Below are 22123 nucleotides of genomic sequence, written 5' to 3' on the forward strand. Positions count from 1 at the left end.
TTCAGGCATCCTTGGAGACAATAGCGAGCAGGTCGCTTTCAGAGAGCAAAGCCAGTTCCTGTTCGAGCGCGAGCAGGTCGTCGGCGTCGTACAGCGCCAGTTGCAAGGTGTTGATGTGGTCGGCCAGGGCCATCAGCGAGTTCTGTTCAAAAAGAGTTCTGAGAGGAATGTCGACGCCGGTTTCCTCACGAATCCGCAGACTCAGTTGCACCGCTGTCAGGGAGTGGCCACCCAGCTCGAAGAACGAGTCATTGCGACCGATGCGCTCAACGCCGAGCAGGTCGGCCCAGATGGTCGCCAGCAATTGCTCGGTTTCGCCGCTGGGTGCCTCATAGGTGCGCTGGGCAAAGGCTTGCTGATCCGGTGCTGGAAGCCGTGCGCGATCGAGCTTGCCGTTGGGGGTCAATGGCATTGCATCGATGATCACGAAGGCGCTGGGCAGCATGTATTCGGCCAGTTGCGGCGCGAGCTCTTCGCGCAGGGCCGTGGCACTGAGTAACTGACCGGTCTGGGCGACCACATAGGCAACCAGTCGCTTCTCGCCGGGTATGTCTTCGCGGGCAATGACTGCGGCTTCCTTGATTCCGGCACAACGACTGAGCCGGGATTCGATTTCTTCCAGTTCGATCCTGAAGCCCCTGACCTTGACCTGAAAGTCGTTACGGCCTATGAACTGCAGGTTGCCGTCTGCCAGGTAGCGGGCCAGATCGCCGGTTTTGTACATCCGCGCATCGGCTTCGTCGCTGAACGGGTCCACAAGGAAGCGTTCGGCATTGGTGGCTTCCAGGTTCAGGTAACCGCGAGCGACCCCATGACCACCGATGTAAATTTCCCCCGCGACACCGAAAGGCACCGGGCGCAAGTGCGCATCCAGCAGATAGAGGCGGGTATTGGCCATGGGCTTGCCGATGCTTGTCGGCGATTGCAGATCCGGATCGCCTGCTGTTTCGCCGACATACGCTGCGGTGCAGGACACGGTCGCTTCGGTAGGGCCGTAGGTGTTCACCAGTCGGGTGTGAACCGGCCGGATCTGCGCCCATTGCTCCAGCTTCTGTGTCGACAGTGCGTCGCCGGTCACGTTGATCAGCCGCACGTTGCCCAGGCAGGCCAGTGCGCGCTCCGGCTGTGGGTGCCAGTTGCCGACCAGGCTGTGCCAGTGGGCCGAGGTCATGTGCAACACCGTTGGCGCGGATTCGCTGCTCAGGCCGTCAGTGCCGAAAATGTCCGGGGTCGGCATCAGCGTGGCACCTGCCAGCAAGGCCGGGAAAATCTCCTCGACTGACAGGTCGAAGTTCGGCGAGTTCTGCTGCAACACAAGGTCGCCTGATGTCAGCTCGAACAGGCTGGCTGCGTCCAGGCTGTAATTGACCAGGCTGCGATGCTCGATCATTACGCCTTTGGGCAGGCCGGTCGAACCCGAGGTATAGATCACGTAGGCCAGGTTTCTGGAACTCAACGCCAGATCCGGGTTGTGCTCCTGTGCGGGGCTGTCCTGTGCAATGGATTCGGCGTCGATCAGCAGTGTCGGGATCGACAGTTCAGGCAGTGAGTCAAGCAGTTCTGCCTTGCTGAGCAGGACCTTCGGTGCGCTGTCGGTGACGATATGTGCCAGTCGCTCGGTCGGGTAGTTGGGGTCCAGCGGCACATAGGCACCACCGGCCTTGAGAATGCCGAGCATGCCGATAATCAGTTCAGGGCCACGCTCCTGCAGCAAGGCAACCCGATCATCCGGCTGAAGACCTTGCGCCAATAACTGATGGGCAACGTGGTTTGCCTGACGGTTGAGTACCTGATAGCTCAGGCTCAGCTCGCCGGCCTGCACGGCAATGGCCTCGGGCTGGCGCTGCACCTGGGCTTCAAAGAGCTGGTGGATAAGGGCTTCTTGCAGGTAAGGAACCTGGGTCCGGTTGAGTTCGACCAGCACGCGCTGGCGTTCTTCATCCGGCAGCAGGTCCAGATCGCCCAGCTCGGTGCCAGGGCTGTCCGCCAGAGCCTGAACCAACAGACTCAAGGCTTTGAGGGTCATGTCAGCGATACGCTGAACACCGATGACCGGCACGCATTGCAGGGTGAGTTTCAGGTGCTGCGGATAGTCGTCCACCGACAGCGACAGCGGATAGTCGCCATTGTCCACATCGGTCAGGACCCGAATGCCCGGCCAGTCCGCCAGTCCATCAGCCTGTGCGTGTTGGCGGTAGTTGAGCAGGCCGGTAAACAGCGGGGTGCCGGTTTCGATGCTGCTGCAACGCTGGGCGGTGGTCAGTGCTGCCTGTTCATGACCCAGCAGCTCACTCAGGTCCTGATGCGTTGCGCTGATCAATTCCTGGACGTTGCGTCCTGCCAGTTGCACGCGCACCGGCAGGGTATTGATAAACATGCCCACGGCACTTTGCGCCCCGGCACCGCCTTGCAGCCGGCCTGACAGCACGGTGCCGAACACCACGTCGTCGCGGGCTGTACAACGTGCCAGCACCATTGCCCAGGCTGCATGCAGGATCGTGGCAGGCAGCACGCCACGGTTTCTGGCCTGGGTGCGCAGTTGTCGGGTGAAGTCTTCGTCCAGGGTCAGGATGTGATTCTGAAGATCACTCTCTACCTCCAGCACGTCGAATGGTGCCGTCGGGCTGTCCACGTCTGCCAGACGCCGACGGAAATAATCCTCGTGCAGTTCCACCGGGCTGGCCAGGGTCTGGGCGACAAACTCGCGGTAATGCTGTGGCTCAGGCAACAGGTCGGCGTCGCCCTTCATGATGGTACGGATTTCGTCGAGGACGATGCCCAGGCTGACATGGTCGTTGATGATGTGATGGTCGAGCAGCGTCAACAACCAGCTTCCCGTATTCCGGGTGACATGGGCATGGATCAGTGGTGCGTTGCCCAGGTCGATACGGAGCCGACTCGGGTCAGTGGCGTGGTCCAGTTGCCCACGAATGTCGTCGCCCGTGAAGTCCAGGTTGCTGACGGTCAGTTGCGCTGTGCGTTGTACCACTTGCAACGGCTGCGGCAGGCCGTTCCAGTGCACCGAGGTGCGCAGGCTGTCATGGCGGTCGATGACCTGTTGCAGGGCATCCAGGAATGCATCGAGGGTGGCCCGCTCGCTGAACTCAAGAACCGAGCGCACCAGATAGGTGTCGCCTTCCTGGCCCAGCAGGTGGTGGAACAGAATGCCCTGCTGCAAAGGCACCAGTGGGTAGACGTCCTGAATATTGGCCGCGCCGCCGGGTATCTGACTGACGATTCGGTCGATGTGCGACTGGCTGAGTTCTACCAGCGGCAGCAGGTCCGGGGTCAGTTCCGTGCAACCGTCCTTTATCGGGTTGGCCGGGGTCTCGAATTGCAATACGTTGCCGTGCTGCAGGGTTGCGGCCAGTTCATGCAGGCTTGGCGCGGTGAATACGCTGCGCACGTCAGCATTCAGGCCCAATTGACGCAGGCGATCAATCAGCGTGACCGCCATCAGCGAATGACCGCCCAGCTCGAAGAACCGGTCATGGCGACCGACTTTCTCCAGCCCCAGCAGTTCCTGCCAGAGCGTGGCAAGCAGGATTTCGGTCTCGCTCTGTGGCGCTTCGTCCCGGCGGGTGGCGAAAGCCTGCTGATCGGGGGCCGGCAATGCGCGGCGGTCGAGCTTGCCGTTGGGGGTCAGCGGCAAGGCATCCAGTTGAACGAAGGCGCTGGGCACCATGAACTCGGGAAGTCGTTCGAGCAGTTGCGTGCGCAATTGCTCCACGACCAGCGATTCGCCGCACAGGTAGGCGACCAGTTGCAGGCCTTTGGTCTGTCCCGGGCTGTCATCTCTGGCCAGGACCACCGCCTGACGCACGCCCGAACAGGCGGCGAGGGCGTTTTCGATTTCACCCAGCTCGATGCGCAAGCCCCGGATCTTGACCTGATCGTCGTTACGCCCCAGGAACTGCAAGGTTCCGTCCGGCAGCCAGCGACCCAGGTCGCCGGTGCGGTACATGCGTTGTCGATCTTCACTGAACGGGCAGACCGGGAAGCGCTCGGCGCTCATTTGCGGCTGGTTGAGGTAGCCACGCGCAACCCCGGCACCCGCGATATACAGCTCACCGACCACGCCGGTGGGCAGCGGCTCGCCATGGCGGTCGAGGACGTAGACCCGGGTATTGGCCAGTGGCCGTCCGATGCAGCGGTTCGGGGTGTCCTGTGGCCGGACTTCAGCCGCAGTCGTCACGATGGTCGCCTCGGTCGGGCCGTAGGTATTGAGCAGTCTCGGGGTATGACCGGCGCGTGCAAACCACTGCTGAACGGCCTCGGTGCTCAATTCTTCGCCGCCGATGACCACCACCCGCACATGCTCGGGAATCGGCGCTTTCTGGTCCTGAGCCAGCTGTTGCCAGAAGCGTGTGGGCAGGCTCACCACATTCAGACTGTTTTCTGCACACAAGGCCCAGAAGTTGCTGGCGTAGGTGAGCCAGGCATCGCTGCGCAAGACCAGCGTGGCACCGCTGACCAGTGCGCCGAAAATCTCTTCGGTGGAGGCGTCGAAGTTGACCGAGGCGAATTGCAGCGAGCGTTCACCCGCGATCAGGCCGGTCAGCCCGCAGATGGCCTCGACTTCGTTGCGCAGGCCCGCATGTTCAAGCATTACGCCTTTTGGTTTACCGGTGGAGCCGGAGGTGTAGATCACATAAGCCAGGTTCGATGCGCTGAGGCCCAGTGCCGAAGCATCCGGGTTGCTGTCATCGAGCGTGGTCCAGGGCTGGAACTCGTCATCCAGGGCAATCACTTGCAGGTCGGCGGGTAACTCGCCCAGACGTTGCAGGGCACCGTGCTCACAGAGCAAGGCCCGCGGCGTGCTGTCGCTCAGCATGTACGCCAGGCGCTCGGCAGGGTAAGCCGGGTCCAGCGGCACATACGCCGCACCTGCCTTGAGGATCGCCAGCAAAGCGACGATCAGGCGCGGGCTGCGCTCGACGGCCAGTGCCACCCGGTCATCGGGTTGAATACCGGTGGCCAGCAGGTAATGGGCCAGGCGGTTGGCTTCGGCGTTCAGTTCGGCGTAGCTCAGGTGCTGATCTTCAAAGATCAGTGCCAGTTCGTCAGGCTGATTGCGGACCTGCTGCTCGAACAGTTCATGGATGCAGGGATTGCCCGGCAACGGCCGCTCGGTTGCGTTCCAGCCATGCAGCACTTGTTCGCGTTCTTCCTCGTTGAGCAGCGGCAGGCGGCTGACCGCTTGCAGATCGTTACCCAGCAGGCCTTCCAGCAAGGTCTGGAAGTGGGACATGAAACGGGCGATGGTGCTGTCGTCAAACAGATCGCTGGCGTATTCCACGCTGCCGGTCAGGTCGGTGCCGTCATCGGTCAGGGACAGCGACAGGTCGAACTGGGTGCTGCGGTGCTCGTAATGCTCAGCGCTCAGCGTCAGCCCCGGCAGTTGCAGAACCGGTTCGGCGTCGCCGTTCCTCAAAGCCAGCATGCTCTGGAAGACCGGACTGTGGCCCAGGCTGCGTTCCGGGTTCAGGGTTTCCACCACATGCTCGAAAGGCAGTTCCTGATGGCTGAAAGCCCCAAGCGTGCTGGCTTTCACTTGCTCAAGCAGTTGCGTGACACTTGGTTCGTCGTCCAGCCGTACACGGATCGCCAGGGTATTGACGAAGAAGCCGATCAGCGATTCGGTTTCCTCGCGTTGCCGGTTGGCGACCGGGGTGCCGACCACAATGTCGGTCTGTCCGCTCAGGCGTGACAGCAATGCTGCCCAGCCCGCCATCAGCGTCATGAACAGGGTGTTGCCATGACGACGGCTCAGGGCGCGGAGCCCGGATGTCAGCTCGGTGGGCAGCACGACGTTGTATTGCCCGCCTGCATGGCTCTGGACCAGCGGACGAGGGCGGTCGGTAGGCAGTTCGAGCAGGGTCGGTGCGCCCTGCAGATGCTGCTGCCAGTAATCTTTTTGCGCCTGAAGGCGTGAACCCGACAGCCACTCCCGCTGCCAGACGGCATGGTCGGCGTACTGGATGGCCAGAGCAGGCAGCGGATCGGCCTCGTCCTTGGCGAAAGCATTGTAGAGCGCGCTGAACTCATCGATCAGCACGCCCATGGAGACACCGTCGGAAATGATGTGGTGCAGGGTTACCCAGAGTCGATGCTCGCTATCGCTCAGGCGTACCAGATGAGCCCTGAACAACGGGCCTTTGGCCAGATCGAAAGGCTTGCTCACTTCCTGTGCGGCCATGTGTTGCAGGGCTTCGTTGTCCAGCGCCTGGCTGATCGCGGTTTCGCTAATGGTGATGCTGTCTGGTGCTGCAATACGCTGAAGTACTTGTGTGCCATGGCGCTCGAAGGTTGTGCGCAGGCTTTCGTGGCGTTCGATGATTCTGTCCAGCGCCTGTTGAAGGGCATTGCGGTTCAGCTCACCGTTCAGGCGCAGCAGTGCCGGAATGTGATAGGCAGCACCGGCGCTGTGGTCCAGTTGGTCGAGGAACCACAGACGCTGCTGGGCCAGGGACACCGGCAATGGCTGCTGCCGATCCGCCAGAGGAATGGGTTGCGAGCGGGAGTGATCGGCCTTGGCGACATAGGCCGCCAGTTCCTGCAACGAGGACTGGGCGAACAGCGTGCGCAGATCGATTTCAACACCCAGTTCGGTGTGCAGTCGGGCCTGCAACTGAACGCTCAGCAGAGAGTGGCCGCCCAGTTCCAGGAAACCGTCATTGCGGCCGACCTGATCGACGTGCAGCAGCTCCTGCCAGATTCTGGCAATGGCCTGTTCCACTTCGCCCTGTGGCGCTTCATAGGCACGGCTGGCCAGGGAATCCTGACCCGGAGCGGGCAGGGCACGGCGGTCGAGCTTGCCGTTGGCGGTCAGCGGCATGGCGTCCAGTTGCACGAAGGCGCTGGGGACCATGTATTCCGGTAGGCGCTTGATCAACCGTGCCCGCAGTTCTTCGGCAGAAGTCGGTTCGCCACAGACGTAGGCCACCAAGCGGCTGCTGCTGGCTTCGCCCGGGTTGTCTTCACGAGCAATCACCACGGCCTCACGCACCGAGGCAGAGGCCAGCAGCGCGCTTTCGATCTCGCCCAGTTCGATACGGAAACCGCGGATCTTGACCTGGAAGTCGTTGCGGCCTGCATATTCCAGGCTGCCGTCGGCTTTCCAGCGACCCAGGTCGCCAGTCTTGTACAGGCGGGCGTGTGGATCACTGGAGAACGGGTTGGAGACAAAACGCTGTGCAGTCAACTGCGGGTTGTTCAGGTAACCGCGGGCCACACCGGCACCGCCGATATGCAGCTCGCCGGTCACGCCCACCGGCACTGGCTGGCCACGCTTGTCGAGTACCAACACTTGCATGTTGGACAGCGGCTTGCCGATGCTCGGGCGCTCGCCCAGTTCGCTGATCAGTCCGAGGGATGCATCCACTGTGCATTCGGTCGGGCCGTACATGTTGTAGAAATGAATGTTCCGGCTCTGGCGCAGTTTGTCCCAGGTTGCGGCATTCAGGGCTTCACCACCCAGCAGGACGCTGACCGGTTGATAACTGCGACGCTCAAGCAGGCCAGCCGCCAATAGGGTATCCAGTTGCGACGGTGTGGAATCGAAGGCATGGACCTGATGTTTTTCGAGGAAATCCAGCAGTTCATGGCCGCTGGCACGGATCAGCGATGGAATGATGATCAGGCGATGACCGAAGAACAGCTGGGCGATGCCCTTGATGGACATGTCGAAGTAGAACCCGGCATTGAGCGCCACATTAGCCTGTGGCGGGCAATGGGCGTGGGTAGTACGCGCCATGACGTGGCTGAAGTTGAACACTGAACGGTGTTCGACCATCACGCCTTTGGACTGCCCGGTGGAGCCGGAGGTGTAGATCACATAAGCCAGGTTTTCGACTGTCAGGCCCAAGGATTCAGGGTCGAAGTTCTCGTCGTATTGTGGGTCGTTGTCGATAAGTGCCGGGTCATGCTCATCGAGCAGAATCAGCGCCGGGCAATAGCGTGTCGCAGGCAGGTGAGGTGTCAGGGCTTTCTGGCACAGCAACAGGCGAGCGGCACTGTCCTTGAGAATAAAGGCGATGCGATCGGCAGGGTGGTTGGGGTCGATCGGTACATAGGCGCCGCCGGCCTTGAGCACGGCCAGCAGACCGACGATCATCTCGACGCCACGGTCCGCACAGATGGCGACCCGTTGTTCAGGCTGAATGCCGTGCACCAGCAGACGCTGGGCCAACTGGTTGGCGCGGCGGTTGAGCTGGGCATAGGTGAGCTGCTGTTGCTCGTAAACCAGAGCAATGGCATTGGGCTGTGCCTTGACCTGCTCCTCGAACAGCACCGGCAAGGGGCGAGGTGTACCGAAGTCGCTGGCGGTCTGGTTGAAACCGGTCAGCACCTGCTGGCGCTCGGCTTCGGACAGGATGTCAAGGGTTTCTGCCAGACGCAGCGGCGTCTGTGCCAGAGCTTCCACCAGTGTCGTGACCGCCTGAATGAAATAGCTGGCGACCCTGTGGGGATCGACGCCAGCGGCTGTCTGGGTGGTCAGGGAGAATCCTTGGCCCTCATCGGCCACTGCAACTTCAATCGGGTAGTTGGTGCGTGCTTCGTTGCTGAGGAAGCGCACGCCATTCCATTGCAGTACGGCTTCGTCATTGGCCAGGGACCCGCCATCGGTCTGATGGCGATAGTTGAGCAGGGTGGTGAACAGCGGCAGGGACGCCGGAACACCGCTGCAACGCTGGGCCAGCGCCAGGGAAGCCTGTTCGTGACCCAGCAACTGGCCAAGATCCCGGGCCACTTCCCTGACCAGCTCTTGAGTGCCTTGCCCGGCAAGGCTGATACGCACCGGCAGGGTATTGATGAAAACCCCCAGCGCCCGTTCGGAGCCGGACGAACCTTGCAGTCGACCCGACACCACCGTGCCGAACACCACGTCGCTCTGATCGGTGCAGCGGGCCAGAACCTGTGCCCAGGCGGCGTGGAACAACACGGCCGGTGTCATGCCCTGACGGCGGGACTGCTCGCGGATGGCCTGTGCCAGTTCCGGCTCCAGATACTGGCTGATTTCGCTGACGTCAGCTCCGTCGCCTTGTATATCAAGCAGATCGAAAGGCGCGGTCGGTGTATCGATGACTGCCAGGCGTTCGCTGAAATAGGCTTCGTGAATCTCTGGTGTACTGGCCAGGGTCTGGGCAACGAAATCACGGTATGGCAGCGGCACCGGCAACTTATCCCTGCGATCCTGCATGATCGTCTGGATTTCTTCGAGAATGATGGCAAGGCTGACGTGGTCACTGATCAGGTGATGATCGAGCAATGCCAGCAGCCAGCGCCGGGATTGCGGATCCTGGACGATCCGGGCACTGAGCAGCGGAGCCTTGGTCAGGTCCATGCGCAGGTGGCGCGGGTCGCTGGCCTGTTGCAGTTGTTCAAGGGCTGTCGAGTTGCCTTTGAGTACCAGTGTCTCGACCGGCAAGGTGGCCTGGCGCTGCACGATCTGCACCGCTTGTGGCAGACCGCTCCATTGCACGGCACTGCGCAGGATGTCGTGGCGGTCGATGACCTGCTGCAAGGCATCGAGAAAGGCATCCAGGTGGGTACGGTCGTCGAACTCGATCATCGAACGCACCAGATAGGCGTCGCCTTCATGCCCCAGCATGTGGTGATAGAGAATGCCCTGCTGCAGAGGCACCAGCGGGTAGATGTCCTGAATATTCTCTGCGCCGCCCGGCACGCGCCGGACGAGGGTATCGAGTTGCGGCTGGCTCAATTGCACCAGCGGCAGCATGTCTGGTGTCAGCGCCGTGCAGCCATCGGGAATCAGGTTCGCCGGGGCGACGAACAGCGAGTCGCTGCTGCCGTCGATGGCCTTGGCCATGTCCCGCAGCAGTGGGGCACTGAAGACCGCTCGTACATCGGCCACCAGCCCTTGCTCACGCAGGCGCTCGATCAGGCTGACGGCTTTGAGTGAGTGTCCGCCCAGGGCGAAGAAGTGATCGTTGCGACCGACCGCTTCAACGCCGAGAACTTCTTGCCAGACCTGCGCCAGCAGGGTTTCGGTGGCACCTTCCGGCGCTTCGTGTACGCGATTGGCGTAGGCATCGGCGGTGGGCTCGGGCAGCGCCTGACGGTCCAGCTTGCGGTTGGCGGTCAGCGGGAAGGCCGACAGGCTCATGAACGCAGCGGGCATCATGTATTCAGCCAGCAGCGGCGTCAGTTGCGCGTGCAGTTGTGAAGCATCGATGCTCTGGCCTTCATGGGGAACCACATAAGCCAGCAGGCGTTTTTCACCTGCGCTATCGGCGCGGGCAATGACGGCCGCTTCCTTGATCCCCGGCAGGCTGCCCAAACGAGCCTCGATTTCCCCCAGTTCGATGCGGAAGCCTCGTACCTTGACCTGGAAGTCATTACGGCCCAGGTACTCGATGCGTCCATCCGGCAGGTAGCGGGCGAGGTCGCCGGTCTTGTACATCCGTGCATTCGGCTGATCGCTGAACGGATCAGCCAGGAAGCGCTCCCGGGTAACGCTATCCAGGTTCAGATAGCCTCTGGCGACGCCATCGCCGCCAATGAACATTTCTCCCGAAGCGCCAAAAGGGACAGGCTGTTGTTGCCCGTCCAGCAGGTAGATCCGGGTATTGGCCATGGGGGTGCCGATGGTGGCATTGCCGCTGGCTTCGCTGGCTTCGGCAGAGCCCTGAACATAGGCGGCGGTGCAGGACACCGTCGCCTCGGTAGGGCCATAGGTATTGACCAGCTTTACATGGGACGGGCGGATGCCTTCCCACTGCTGCAGCTTTTGTGCAGATAACGCATCGCCGGTCACGTTGATCAGGCGCACGTTTTTCAGTTGTCTTTCGGCCAGGGCAGCATTCAGGTGCCATTCGCCCACCATTGTGTGCCAATGGGCGGCGGTCATGTGCACCATGGTCGCGACTGGCTCGTCGTCCTCCTGGCGGGTACCGAACAGGTTGCGACTCGGTTTCAGGGTTGCGCCTGACAGCAGGGCCGGGAAGATTTCTTCGATGGAAAGGTCGAAGTTCAGGGTGTTCTGTTGCAGCACAGTGTCCCGGGTGCTCAGTTTGAACAGACGGGCTGCATCGAGGCTGTAGTTGACCAGCGCACGGTGTTCGACCATCACGCCTTTCGGGTTGCCTGTGGAGCCGGAGGTGTAGATCACATAGGCCAGATGTTCGGGCCGCAAATCGGTAATGACCGGATTGTCATCGCGGCCCGTGATGGGCTCGTCCAGCAGCACCAGCGGAATCGTCAGTTGTGGCACGCGCCCCAGTACTTCGTGCTGGCTGACCAGCACCGAGGGCGTGCTGTCTTGCAGCATGTAGGCAATGCGTTGCTCAGGATAATCCGGGTCCAGCGGCACATAGGCTGCGCCAGCCTTGAGGATACCCAGCAGACCCACCACCATTCGTGCGCTGCGTTCTACGCAGATCGCCACCCGGTCGTCTGGTCGGACTCCGAGGCCGATAAGATGATGGGCCAGGCGGTTGGCCTGCCGGTTGAGTTCGCTGTAACTGAGACGCTGGCCCTCGAAAGCCACCGCCAGTTCATCGCCGCGCAGGCCGGCCTGATCCTCGAACAGACGATGGATAGTCTGGTCGTGAGGGTAGGGCGTGCGGGCGGGGTTCAGATCCTGCAGGACCTGCTGACGCTCATTGGCGTCGAGCAGGGCGATATGTTCCACGACGGAGCTGTCGTCGGCGGCCATGGCCCTCAGGACGCGCTCCAGGTAACCGAGATAACGCTGAACCGTGGCTTCATCGAACAAGGCAGTGGCGTATTCGAGGTTGCCGCTCAGGCGCCCGTTGTCTTCACCCAGATCAAGGGACAGGTCGAATTTGGCGATGTCGTTCAACAGGCCCAGGTCTTCCAGTTGCAGCTCGCCCAGTGCGGCCTGGCCGACGCCAGTGTCCTGCCAACTGAGCATGGCCTGGAAGATCGGGGTGTGAGACAGGCTGCGGAATGGATTGACGATTTCCACGACCTGCTCGAAAGGCAGGTCCTGATGACGCTGGGCAGCCAGGGTCTGGGCCTTGACCCGTGCCAGCAGCGATCCGACATCGGGTTGCCCCGAGGTGTCGACACGAATCGCCAGGGTGTTCACGAAGAAGCCGATCAAGGGCTCGACTTCGGCACGGGTCCGGTTGGCCATGGGCGAGCCGATCACCACTTCGTCTTGGCCGCAAAGGCGGCTGAGCAATGCAGCCCAGGCGCTCATCACGGTCATGTACAGGGTTGTGCCGTGACGTTGCCCCAAGGTCTTGAGTGCCTGGGTCAGCTCTTCGTCAAAGTTCACCGGCAGGCTGGCGCCGTTGTAGTTCTGCTCCGCCGGACGTGGCCGGTCGGTGGGTAAGGTAAGCAGAGCTGGTGCGTCGGCCAGGGTTTCCTTCCAGTAGCGGCTTTGCTTCTCCAGTACTTCGCCGGTCAGCCAGCGGCGCTGCCATGCGGCGTAATCGGCGTATTGCAGCGCAAGCGGCGGCAAGGGATCGACATGGCCCTGGCGCAAGGCGTCATAGAGCGCTGCCACTTCACGGGTCAGCACACCGATCGACCAGCCATCGGAGATGATGTGGTGCAGGGTCACCAGCAACACATGTTCGGTTTCACCCAGGCGAATCAGGGTGCCACGTACCAGTGGGCCGCGCTCCAGATCGAAAGGTGCCAGAGCTTCCTGACGAGCCAGAGTCTGCATTTGCAGTTCTACATCGGCCTGACCCGACAGGTCGATGCGTTTCAGGGTAAAGCCTGCACCCTTGGCATCGATGACTTGCACTGCCTGCTCGGTGGCATGCGGCACGAAACGTGTGCGCAATACTTCATGACGCTCCACCACACGGTCCAGAGCGTTTTGCAGTACTGAAGCATCGAGTACGCCGCGCAGGCGAAGGCCCGCCGGCATGTGATAGGCCTCGCTGGCACCTTCCATCTGTGCCAGGAACCACAGGCGCTGCTGGGCGAAGGACATGGGCAGGTCGGCGTCACGGTCAGCCAGCGTGATGTCCGGCAGGCTGCTTTTACCGGCGCTTGCTGCCATTTTTACCAGATCAGCGAGGGTCGGGTGGGCAAACAGCTCGGCCAGATCCAGCTCGATGGACAGTTGCTGGCGCATCTGGGAGATCAGTTGAATGGCGAGCAACGAATGGCCGCCCAGCTCGAAGAAATGATCCTCGCGTCCTACCTGTTCAACCTTCAACAGGTTTTGCCACAGTTCGGCCAGGGCGCTTTCCAGTTGGCCCTGAGGCGCTTCATAGCGTCGGCTGATCACGTCGCTCGCGGTCGGTGCAGGCAGCAGGCCACGATCCAGCTTGCCATTGCCGGTCAGCGGCAGGGTTGCCAGGCCGACATAAGCCGCAGGCACCATGTAGGCGGGAAGCTGGGCCTGGAGGTGATCGCGCAGCTCACGGATATCCAGTGGCGAGTCGCTGGTCGAGGTGAAATAGGCCACCAGACGTTTCTCTCCTGAGGCCTCGTCGCGGGCCAGTACCACGGCTTCCTTGATGGCCTCGTGCAAGGCCAGCTTGGCTTCGATCTCGCCCAGTTCGATACGCTGGCCACGGATCTTGACCTGGAAGTCGTTGCGCCCGATGTACTCCACCGCGCCGTTATCCAGCCAGCGGCCCAGGTCACCGGTCTTGTACAGACGGGCATCCGGGTCAGTGGAGAACGGATCACGGACAAAGCGTCCGGCGCTCAGTTCAGGCAGGTTCAGGTAGCCACGGGCAACCCCCACGCCGCCAATGTTGATCTCTCCAGCCACGCCTACAGGTGTCGGCTGATCATGGGGGTCGAGGATGTAAATCTGGATATTGGCGATAGGTCGGCCAATGGGCACGCTGTCGCCTTCGTCGCTCGGGAGGCACTGCCATGACGTGACGTCGATGGCCGCTTCCGTCGGGCCGTAAAGGTTATGCAGCTCGACCGGTGCCAGTTGTTCCTCGAAACGCTTCTGCAAACTGCGAGGCAAGGCTTCGCCGCTGCACAGCACACGACTCAGTGCGCTGAAGCCCTGGTTGTCGCCATGCTCCAGGAACACTTCCAGCATCGAAGGGACGAAATGCAGCAGGGTGATGTTCTGTTCGCGCATCACCTGGGCCAGATAGCCAGGGTCCTGATGGCCGCCGGGGCGGGCCATGTACAAATGAGCACCAGTGAGCAAAGGCAGGAAGAACTCCCAGACCGACACGTCGAAGCCGAAAGGCGTTTTCTGCAGTACACGATCGGTTTCATTGACCCGGTATTCGTCGCGGGCCCAGAGCAGGCGGTTGACTACGCCGCGATGTTCGTTCATCACGCCTTTGGGTTTGCCGGTAGAGCCGGAGGTATACAGCACATAGGCCAGGTGCGTGGCTTCAAGGCCCAGCAATGCCGGGTTCGGGTTGGTATCCGGGAACGCAGAGCGGTCGACATTTTCGTCCACCAGCAGCACGGAAATATCTGCACGGGCGACGTCATCCAGCAAGGCCTCGCAGGTCAGCATCGCCACGGGAGAGCTGTCGTCAAGCATGTAGTCCCGACGGTTGTCTGGCAGGTCCGGATCTATCGGCACGTAAGCACCACCGGCCTTGAGGATTGCCAGAAGCGCCACCACCAGTTCGTTGCTGCGGCGCAGGGCCACGGCGACTCGGGAGTCCGGTGTTACGCCTTGCTTGATCAGTTGATGGGCCAACTGGTTGGCGCGTCGGTTAAGCGTTTCGTAGCTCAATGACTGGCCGTTGTGATCGCTGACCGCAGCAGCGTCAGGCGTACGCTCGACCTGTTGCTCGAACAGGCCATGGATCAGTTCGTCGCGAGGGTAATCATGCCGGGTCGCGTTGAAGGTATGCAGCACGCGATCCTGCTCGGTCTGCGGCATGATCGGAAATTGTGCGACAGGCAGTGCGTGGTGTTCGATAAGCGCTTCGAACATCGACACCATGCGGCCTTGAATGATCTGGACTTCCTCCCGAGTGAAGAAGGCGGTGTTGAAGTTGAAGTCCAGGTAAACGTCATCCGAGGCATGGTAGTCACGGACGAAGATTGCCAGTGGCAGACGTTCGTAACCGTTGTCCTGGGTAAAAATCTCGGTTTCCTGACCGCCCAGCGTTGCGTCGCCATTGAGGCTTTCAAACGAGATCGATATGTCAAACAACTGCCGACGACCTTCCTGGGCCAGCTTCAGGGTGCGGTTGAGCTCGGCAATCGGGAAGCGCTGGTGTCGATAGCAACGGCGCAACTGGGCCGCCGTGACTTGCATCAGATCCACAAGCGAAGCCTGGGTGTCGACTTCCAGGCGGATCGGGCTGACCGATGAGAACATGCCCACAGTCGCTTTCTGCCGGGCATTGGTGCGGTTGTGTACCGGCATGCCGATCACGATGGAGTCGACGCCGGTGGTGCGGCAGAAATAGGTGCTGATGACCGTCATGAACACGTGAGCCAGGGACAACCCCTGGCCTGTGGCGAACTCGGCAAGATCGTTGAACAGCTTGCGCGGCATCATCGTCTGCACCTGGGCGCTCGGTGCAATGCCGCTGCCCGGTACTGCGAAACGCTGTTGCAGCAGCGGCGGTGGCAGCTCGGCGAAGACTTCCTGCCAGAACGCCCGGTCCCGCTCGAAACGGCTCGATTCCAGGTAGCCACGATCCTCTTCGAGGAAAGATAGATAGGAAGGACCCTGGGCCGGATCGTCTTCGCCAATCAGCAACCCGTTATAGGCCTGTTCAACGGCGCGACCCATGAGCATGACGCTGATGCCATCGGTCATCAGGTGGTGATAACGGGTCAGCCAGTAATACAACTGAGGCCCGCAACGGACCAGACGAACGCTCCAGAGTACGCCGGTCAGCGACGGGAAAGGGCGGCGAAACTCTTCACGCAGGTACGCCCTGGCGACTTTCTCAGGATCCTGCTCGTTGGAAAAATCCACCACTTCCAGCGCTACATCGACCTGAGGCAGAACCCGCTGGCAGGCCACTCCGTCCTGCACGCCGAAACTCAGGCGCAGGGAATCGTGACGTTCCACCACCAGCTGGATGGCCTTCTCGAACAGCGGCACGTCGATTTCGCCACGGATCTCCATTGCCATGCCGATGTTGTAGTAGGGCAATTCGGGATGGGCCATTTGATCGAGCCAGATACCTTGCTGTACGGAAGCGAGCCCGTACGACGGGGTTTCTTGTTCAAGCATCTGGGGAGTGGACGAGGCCATGTCGGATCACCTGTATCGCGCAGTCAGTGAAGGCTCGTCTACGGGCGGTGGGCAGCCAGGCTGTAATGCGGACATTACCCATCGGCGTGACGAATCATGAGGTTCGGTCAAAAAAGTCGTCTCGGCGGTCGCTGTCGGTGAACCGGCTTTTCGAGAGAGGAATGCGCAAGCGAGCAAACCATCTCGTGCCTGGGTTCCGGGCGCTTCCGGGGAGCCATGGCTGAAAATTAGAGGAACGCTTGCTCACTGTATGTCGCCGGAAGTGGGGACAAACGCCAGGCGCTTCATGGGGGAACGATGTACCCGATTACGGTGGCAGACAGTCTGTGGTGGTGGCAGGCCAAATGGCTTTATCGCCCTGCATTCGCGTGGCGAAAGGCAAATGACCTCACCTGAAGGTCTTCCAATAATTGCTGATGAAGGAGGCGCCATGCGCCCGTCGTTTTATGAAGCCTGCCGCTTCCCGCAACTTGAAAACCTGGCCAGAAACTGGGAAGTGATTCGTGACGAGTTTCAGGCTCTGAATGCCCCGACCCTCGAAATAAATCGCGTCAACAAGTCCATCACCGAGCTGTTCGAGGAACTGACCGAGCACGTCAATAACGGCGGCGAGTACGGCTGGCTCTGGGGGTGGGGCGACAACGATCAGTTGATGACCAACTGGACCCAGTACGCGCTGGTGGCCTACGACCAGCCCATTCCCTATGCCCGGGAAAAGATGCCACGTACCCTGGAGTTGCTGAGCAACACACCGGGCATCAAACTGTGTGCATTGCTGCGCCTGGAGCCCAATGTCTTCCTGGGCACCCACTCCCACGGTGGTACCTGGGAAGAGGGCTTGCTGCACATGCAGCTGACCATCGATGCGCCTGTCGAGCAGAATTACAACTACCTGAACGTCAATGGCCAGTTCAGCCAGAGCGTCAACGGCAACCTGGTGGTTTTTGACGGCTCACTCGATCATTTCGCGGTCAACGCATCGGGCGGTGTTCGCACGGTGATGTACATGGAGTTCTATCGCGAACAGCATATGGTGTGAGTGGTAGGAGATCACCCGCTGCCTCGGCGCCGCGCTGTCGCGCAGCAAAGAGGAGCAGGTGTTTCCAGATTCATGGTTCGGCTTGAGGCCGTCTTGCGCCTTTACGGCGCGTCACTTTGGTTTCGGTAAAAGTAACCAAAGCCACTGCTCCGGTTCGGCCCCGCCACAAGACGGGGCCGAACCGGAGCGGATGGTTTTCCCCCCCTTTTTGCCGAAACAAAAGGGGGCCGCCGTAAAGGCGGAACATAAATACGGTTGTGATTTAAGTCAGTGCGGGTTCTTCCAGCTCTTTCATGAAATGAAACGCGGTAGCGCACGAGCGTGGGGCATGCTCGAAAAACGCCAGGTGGCTGCCATTCTCTTCCACATGCAGACGTGCCCCGTCGATGCTCTGGGCAATGTGTCGTGAGCCGCCAATATGCGTGGTCTGGTCGCTGTCGCCAGCCACCACCAGTACCGGCATGACGATCTGGTCGAGCAGCCCGTTCAGGTCCGTCTTGTTCAGTGCATCGTTGAGTTTCGAGTAGCGGTAGAACAGCTCCGGATTGGTGTACGGAAACAGCGCCACATGGGCAATGGGTTCCGGGGTGGTGACCAGCGTGGCCTGATCGACGAACAGCATCTGCAGGTCGCCTGCTTCGTTGCGGTCCGCTGCGGCGGCCTCCATCAACCACTCGAAATTGCGCTGGTGGGCCGTGCGCAGGTTGTCATCGGCCAGGTTGTAGTCGCCATGCCAAAGGCTCAACGAACGCACCCGCTCACTGTTGGCAGCGGCCGCGCACAGGGCGATGGCCGCGCCGCCACAGATTCCCATCAGGTGCGCGCTGTCATGGCCAAAGTGATCCATGACGGCGAATAGATCAGCCACCTGGGCATCGGCATCCACTTGCAGTCGATCGAAGTCGATGCAGGCACCAAATAGCCCGCGAGTCTCCCAGGCCATGACGAAATAACGCTCGCCCAGCGCCTGGAACCATTCGCGGCAGAGTTCGAAAGGCAGGCCGCAGGGCAGGGCAAGGACAATCGGGGCCAGTTGCCGGTTGGCACTGGCGTAAGTGTTCAGCAGGACGCCGTCGCGAGTGATCAGGCTTGATCTCGCGATACCGGGCAGAGGAGGGCTGAAGTCGAAATCCCGGATCAGCGCCTGTTGCGTCTGATCCGGCTCCGAAGCGCCGAACAACTCGTAATTGAAATCCAGCGCAGCGCTGACTTTCCTGCTGATGAACAATTCGAAGGAGGACAGTTCTGCAATCGCATCGTGGTGATATTCAAGATGTCGAATGCCCAGGCGCTCGAAAGCCTGGTTGACTGCCTTTTGTGTTGCTGCTACGCCGGGGCCGGCGATGATCGAACGATCATCCTCGGCCCCGAGGAAGCCGATACGAATCGGCTCGGGGAGGTGGGTCGCCAGATGCCGGAGCATCCTGACTGCCTCGCACAGGCGCGTCGCCGCGTCGGTGAAATTGGACATGGTTAAACGCTCCTTACCAGACATATCAGACATATGTGGTGACCTGCCGCCTCAATTGCCGATGACTCAGTCTTCCCTGAACTTCTTGCCGCGGGTGGTTTCGGTTACCAGGCGGTTGTAGTCAGGAGTGGTATCGCCGATGACCTGCACCGCACCGTATTTTTCCAGGCTGATCTTGCCGCCGTATTCCTCGATGTGATCGGAGTCCGGGTAGACATGCACGAAGGACGGCACATAACGGGAAGCGAAGCCCATGCGCATTTCCTGGCTTTCGCCGCTGTGCGGATACGAGGCGTGCATCAGGGTCGACCAGAAGATGATGAACTGGCCTGCTTTCATCTGGATCGGCACGGCGCTGGCTTCGTCAGGCTTCCAGTTCTCGTCGATCTGCAACTGGCGATAGTCGTAGCCGAAGAAACCACGGCGTACACCCTCCTTGACCAGCGAGTTGGAGGTTTCCGGCGAGTAGCTCATGCGCTTGGTTTCGTCGTAGTTCATGCTGTTCTGGGTGCCGGGAATGAACTGCAGGCAGCCGTTGGCGATGCTGACGTCGGTGAAGGCTGTCCATACAGTGATGGTGCCGCCGAACTCTTCATTTTCAGGCCAGATGATCTGTGGCTTGCCCGAGGCGTTGGCGAAGGTGTCTGCCTGGTGCCAGTCGGTGCCTTCATCGCCCGGGTATTTCGGGAAGAATTCGGTACGCCAGCACAGTACGTCCGGGCCCAGAATGCTTTGTATGCGGTCGCAGATTTCCGGACGGCCGATATGCTCGGCAAGGAAGTCATCATCAAGGTGGCGGTCGTAGTTGGCGATGTTGGTGCCGCCGGAGATCGCATCCAGATCCTGATAGGCCGCATGGCTGCGATCCAGCAGACGCAGGCGCAGGCGTTTCCAGGTTTCCTTCATTTCGTCCTGGTCATAGGCCGTGAAAGGACCGATGAAACCGTTTTTTTCGAATGCGGCGCGTTCTTCCTTGGAAAGGTGGAATCGCTTGATTGCTACTTCAGACATGTGCGTGTTCCTTTTCGGTCAATGAGCGTTGGCAAGGGAGGTGCGAATGCTGTCGGCAAGAACCTTGGCAGTGGCTCCGTTCGCGAGAGCGCCAGGGTTGAGGTCGACCTTGTAGTGAGCCTTGAGCAGGCTGAGGGAGCGGATCAGGGCCAGCGAGGTACCGCCGTGATCGAAGAAATCGTCGTTCAGGCCAATACCCTTGAGGCCGATGTCATCGGACCAGACCTTGAGTACATGCAGCTCCTGTTCCGACAGGTTGCCCTGCTCGGTTTTGGCAAGGGAGTTGCGAATGCTGGCGGCAAGAACCTTGGCAGTGGCTCCGTCCGCAAGAACGCCGGGGTTGAGGTCGACCTTGTAGTGAGCCTTGAGCAGGCTGAGGGAGCGGATCAGGGCCAGCGAGGTACCGCCGTGATCGAAGAAATCGTCGTTCAGGCCTATGCCCTTGAGGCCGATATCATCGGACCAGACCTTGAGTACATACAGCTCCTGTTCCGACAGGTTGCCCTGATCGGTTGTGGTGCTGGTGTGCTCAAGCGGCGAAGGCAGTTGCTGTTTGTCGATCTTGCCGTGGGCGGTGACTGGCAGTGTCGCCAGACCAATGTAAGCCGAAGGACGCATGTAGTCCGGCAACTGTTGTGCGGCCAGTGCCGCCAGCTCGCTGCGCAGTTCCTGAGTCACCGTCTGTGAACCATCGGAAGGAACGACGTAGGCCACCAGTCGCAGATCGCCCTGACCGTAGTCATAGGCGGTAACGTGACTGGCGGAAATGCTCTTGCTCGACTGCAGGGCGGCTTCGACTTCGCCAGCCTCGATACGGAAGCCGCGAACCTTGAGTTGCTGGTCGCTACGTCCGGCGTAGAGGTATTCGCCATGCTCGTCGAGCTTGAGCAGGTCGCCGGTGCGATAGGCACGGATGCCGCTGCCTGGCAGGGTTACAAAGCGCTCGGCCGTCAGGCCCGGGCGATTCAGATAGCCCAGGGTCAGCCCGGCGCCTTCGATATACAGCTCGCCGATTTCGCCTGTGTTCACCGCTTGCTGTTTTTCATCCAGCAGGTGCAGGGTCCAGCCATCCAGCGGTTTGCCTACAGACACGGTGGCCGATGTTTCAAGGTCCTGAGCGCGTACCCGTTTGTGGGTCGTATGCACGGTGGCTTCGGTGATGCCATACATGTTGATCAGGGCTGGCAGCGCGTCACCATGACGTTCGACCCACGGACGCAGTACGGTCGCCGGCAATGCTTCGCCACCGAATACCACGTAGCGGAGCGACAGACGTTTGCTGGCCTGACTGTCTGCTTCGTCAAGACCGCGGAAGGCCGACGGCGTCTGGCTCAGGACGGTGACCTGATTGCTGATCAGCCACTGCCTGAAGGTTTCAGGTGAGCGGGAGATTTCGTAAGGCACGACGGCAACCTGGCCACCGTGGGCGAGAGCGCCCCAGATTTCCCAGACCGAGAAATCGAAGCCGATGGAGTGGAACATCGACCAGATATCGTTGTGAGTGAAATGGTAAATGCGTTGGGTGCTTTCCAGCAGGCTGCTCACGTTGGCATGGGTTACCAGCACACCTTTGGGTTCGCCCGTGGAGCCCGAGGTGTAGATCACATAGGCCGGAGCCTGAGACGCATCGGCGCTGCTGGCCTTGAACTCGCCAGGGCTCTTTTCTGCAAGCAGCTCGTTCAGGAGCAGCACTTGCAGTGAAGGCGTCTTGGGAATGCTGCACAGATTACTGGTGCTGACGATCAGTTGCAGACCGCTGTCCTGAACGATGTGCTCGATGCGTTTTGCAGGGTAGGCCGGATCGACCGGGACATAGGCACCGCCGGCCTTGAGAATGGCGAGCAGGGTAATGACCAGATCGACATTACGCTCCAGGCACAGGCCGACCAGACTGCCGTCCTTGACGCCGCGTTTGCGCAGGCTGGCTGCCAGCGCCGAAGATGCTGCGTCGAGCTCTGCGTAACTGACGGCTCGGGTTTCATCGGATAACGCTGTTCTTTCGGGAAATTCTCTGGCCCTGGCACTGAACAATTCGTGCAGCAAGGCGCCGGGTCGCAGTGGGGCTGACAGCTTGTCTGCCCTTTCGCCTGTCGGGTTGATCGGCATGAATAACACTCCTGTTTGATCACAAGTTGCAGTGCGCTGGACGCATTCGAAACCAGGTTCTGCAGCCCGTACCGAAGAGTTGTGAGGTACTTGCGAACCGCTCGTATTTGCGCAGCGGAGGCATTTCAGCACCCATCCCGCAAAGGTGTCTGTCGAGGGAAATGGGGACAGTCGGTGACACAGCGAAAGGGCCGCAATGTCCCTGATTGCGGTGACAGACAGGCATGTCCTGCGATGCTTACATGCTGGCGCAAAGCGTGCCGGCAAGGGAGGTTTCTCGAACGGGCACGACCCTCGATATTCATCGCCCGGGAGTTATGCATGAACCTTGAAACCA

At 60.7% G+C, this 22123-nt stretch carries 5 protein-coding genes; 1 reads left to right on the forward strand and 4 read right to left on the reverse strand.

Annotated features, from left to right (window positions below):
• Position 1: 1 nt before the first annotated feature.
• Positions 2-16159: a non-ribosomal peptide synthetase gene (locus tag CKW23_RS16225; RefSeq protein WP_095067968.1), complete on the reverse strand. Its 16158-nt coding sequence runs from the start codon at positions 16157-16159 to the stop codon at positions 2-4.
• A 430-nt stretch (positions 16160-16589) separates the two neighbouring features.
• Between CKW23_RS16225 and CKW23_RS16230 the strand changes: the two genes are divergently transcribed.
• A complete protein-coding gene (locus CKW23_RS16230; protein WP_025260247.1) occupies positions 16590-17198 on the forward strand; it encodes an aspartyl/asparaginyl beta-hydroxylase domain-containing protein in 609 nt (202 codons plus the stop codon).
• Between the two features lie 262 nt (positions 17199-17460).
• Here CKW23_RS16230 and CKW23_RS16235 read toward each other — a convergent pair whose 3' ends face one another.
• The 3 genes from CKW23_RS16235 to CKW23_RS16245 all read right to left on the reverse strand — a co-directional run bounded on the left by CKW23_RS16235 (position 17461) and on the right by CKW23_RS16245 (position 21786).
• Positions 17461-18669: an alpha/beta fold hydrolase gene (locus CKW23_RS16235; protein ID WP_025260246.1), complete on the reverse strand. Its 1209-nt coding sequence runs from the start codon at positions 18667-18669 to the stop codon at positions 17461-17463.
• 66 nt (positions 18670-18735) lie between these two features.
• A complete protein-coding gene (gene syrB2 / locus CKW23_RS16240; protein ID WP_025260245.1) occupies positions 18736-19680 on the reverse strand; it encodes a syringomycin E biosynthesis L-threonyl-[L-threonyl-carrier protein] 4-chlorinase SyrB2 in 945 nt (314 codons plus the stop codon).
• Between the two features lie 18 nt (positions 19681-19698).
• Entirely contained in the window at positions 19699-21786 is a 2088-nt protein-coding gene (locus CKW23_RS16245) for an amino acid adenylation domain-containing protein (protein ID WP_095067969.1), read from the reverse strand.
• Positions 21787-22123 lie beyond the last annotated feature (337 nt).

This window comes from Pseudomonas sp. Irchel 3A18 (assembly GCF_900187465.1).
Taxonomy (GTDB): Bacteria; Pseudomonadota; Gammaproteobacteria; order Pseudomonadales; family Pseudomonadaceae; genus Aquipseudomonas; species Aquipseudomonas cichorii.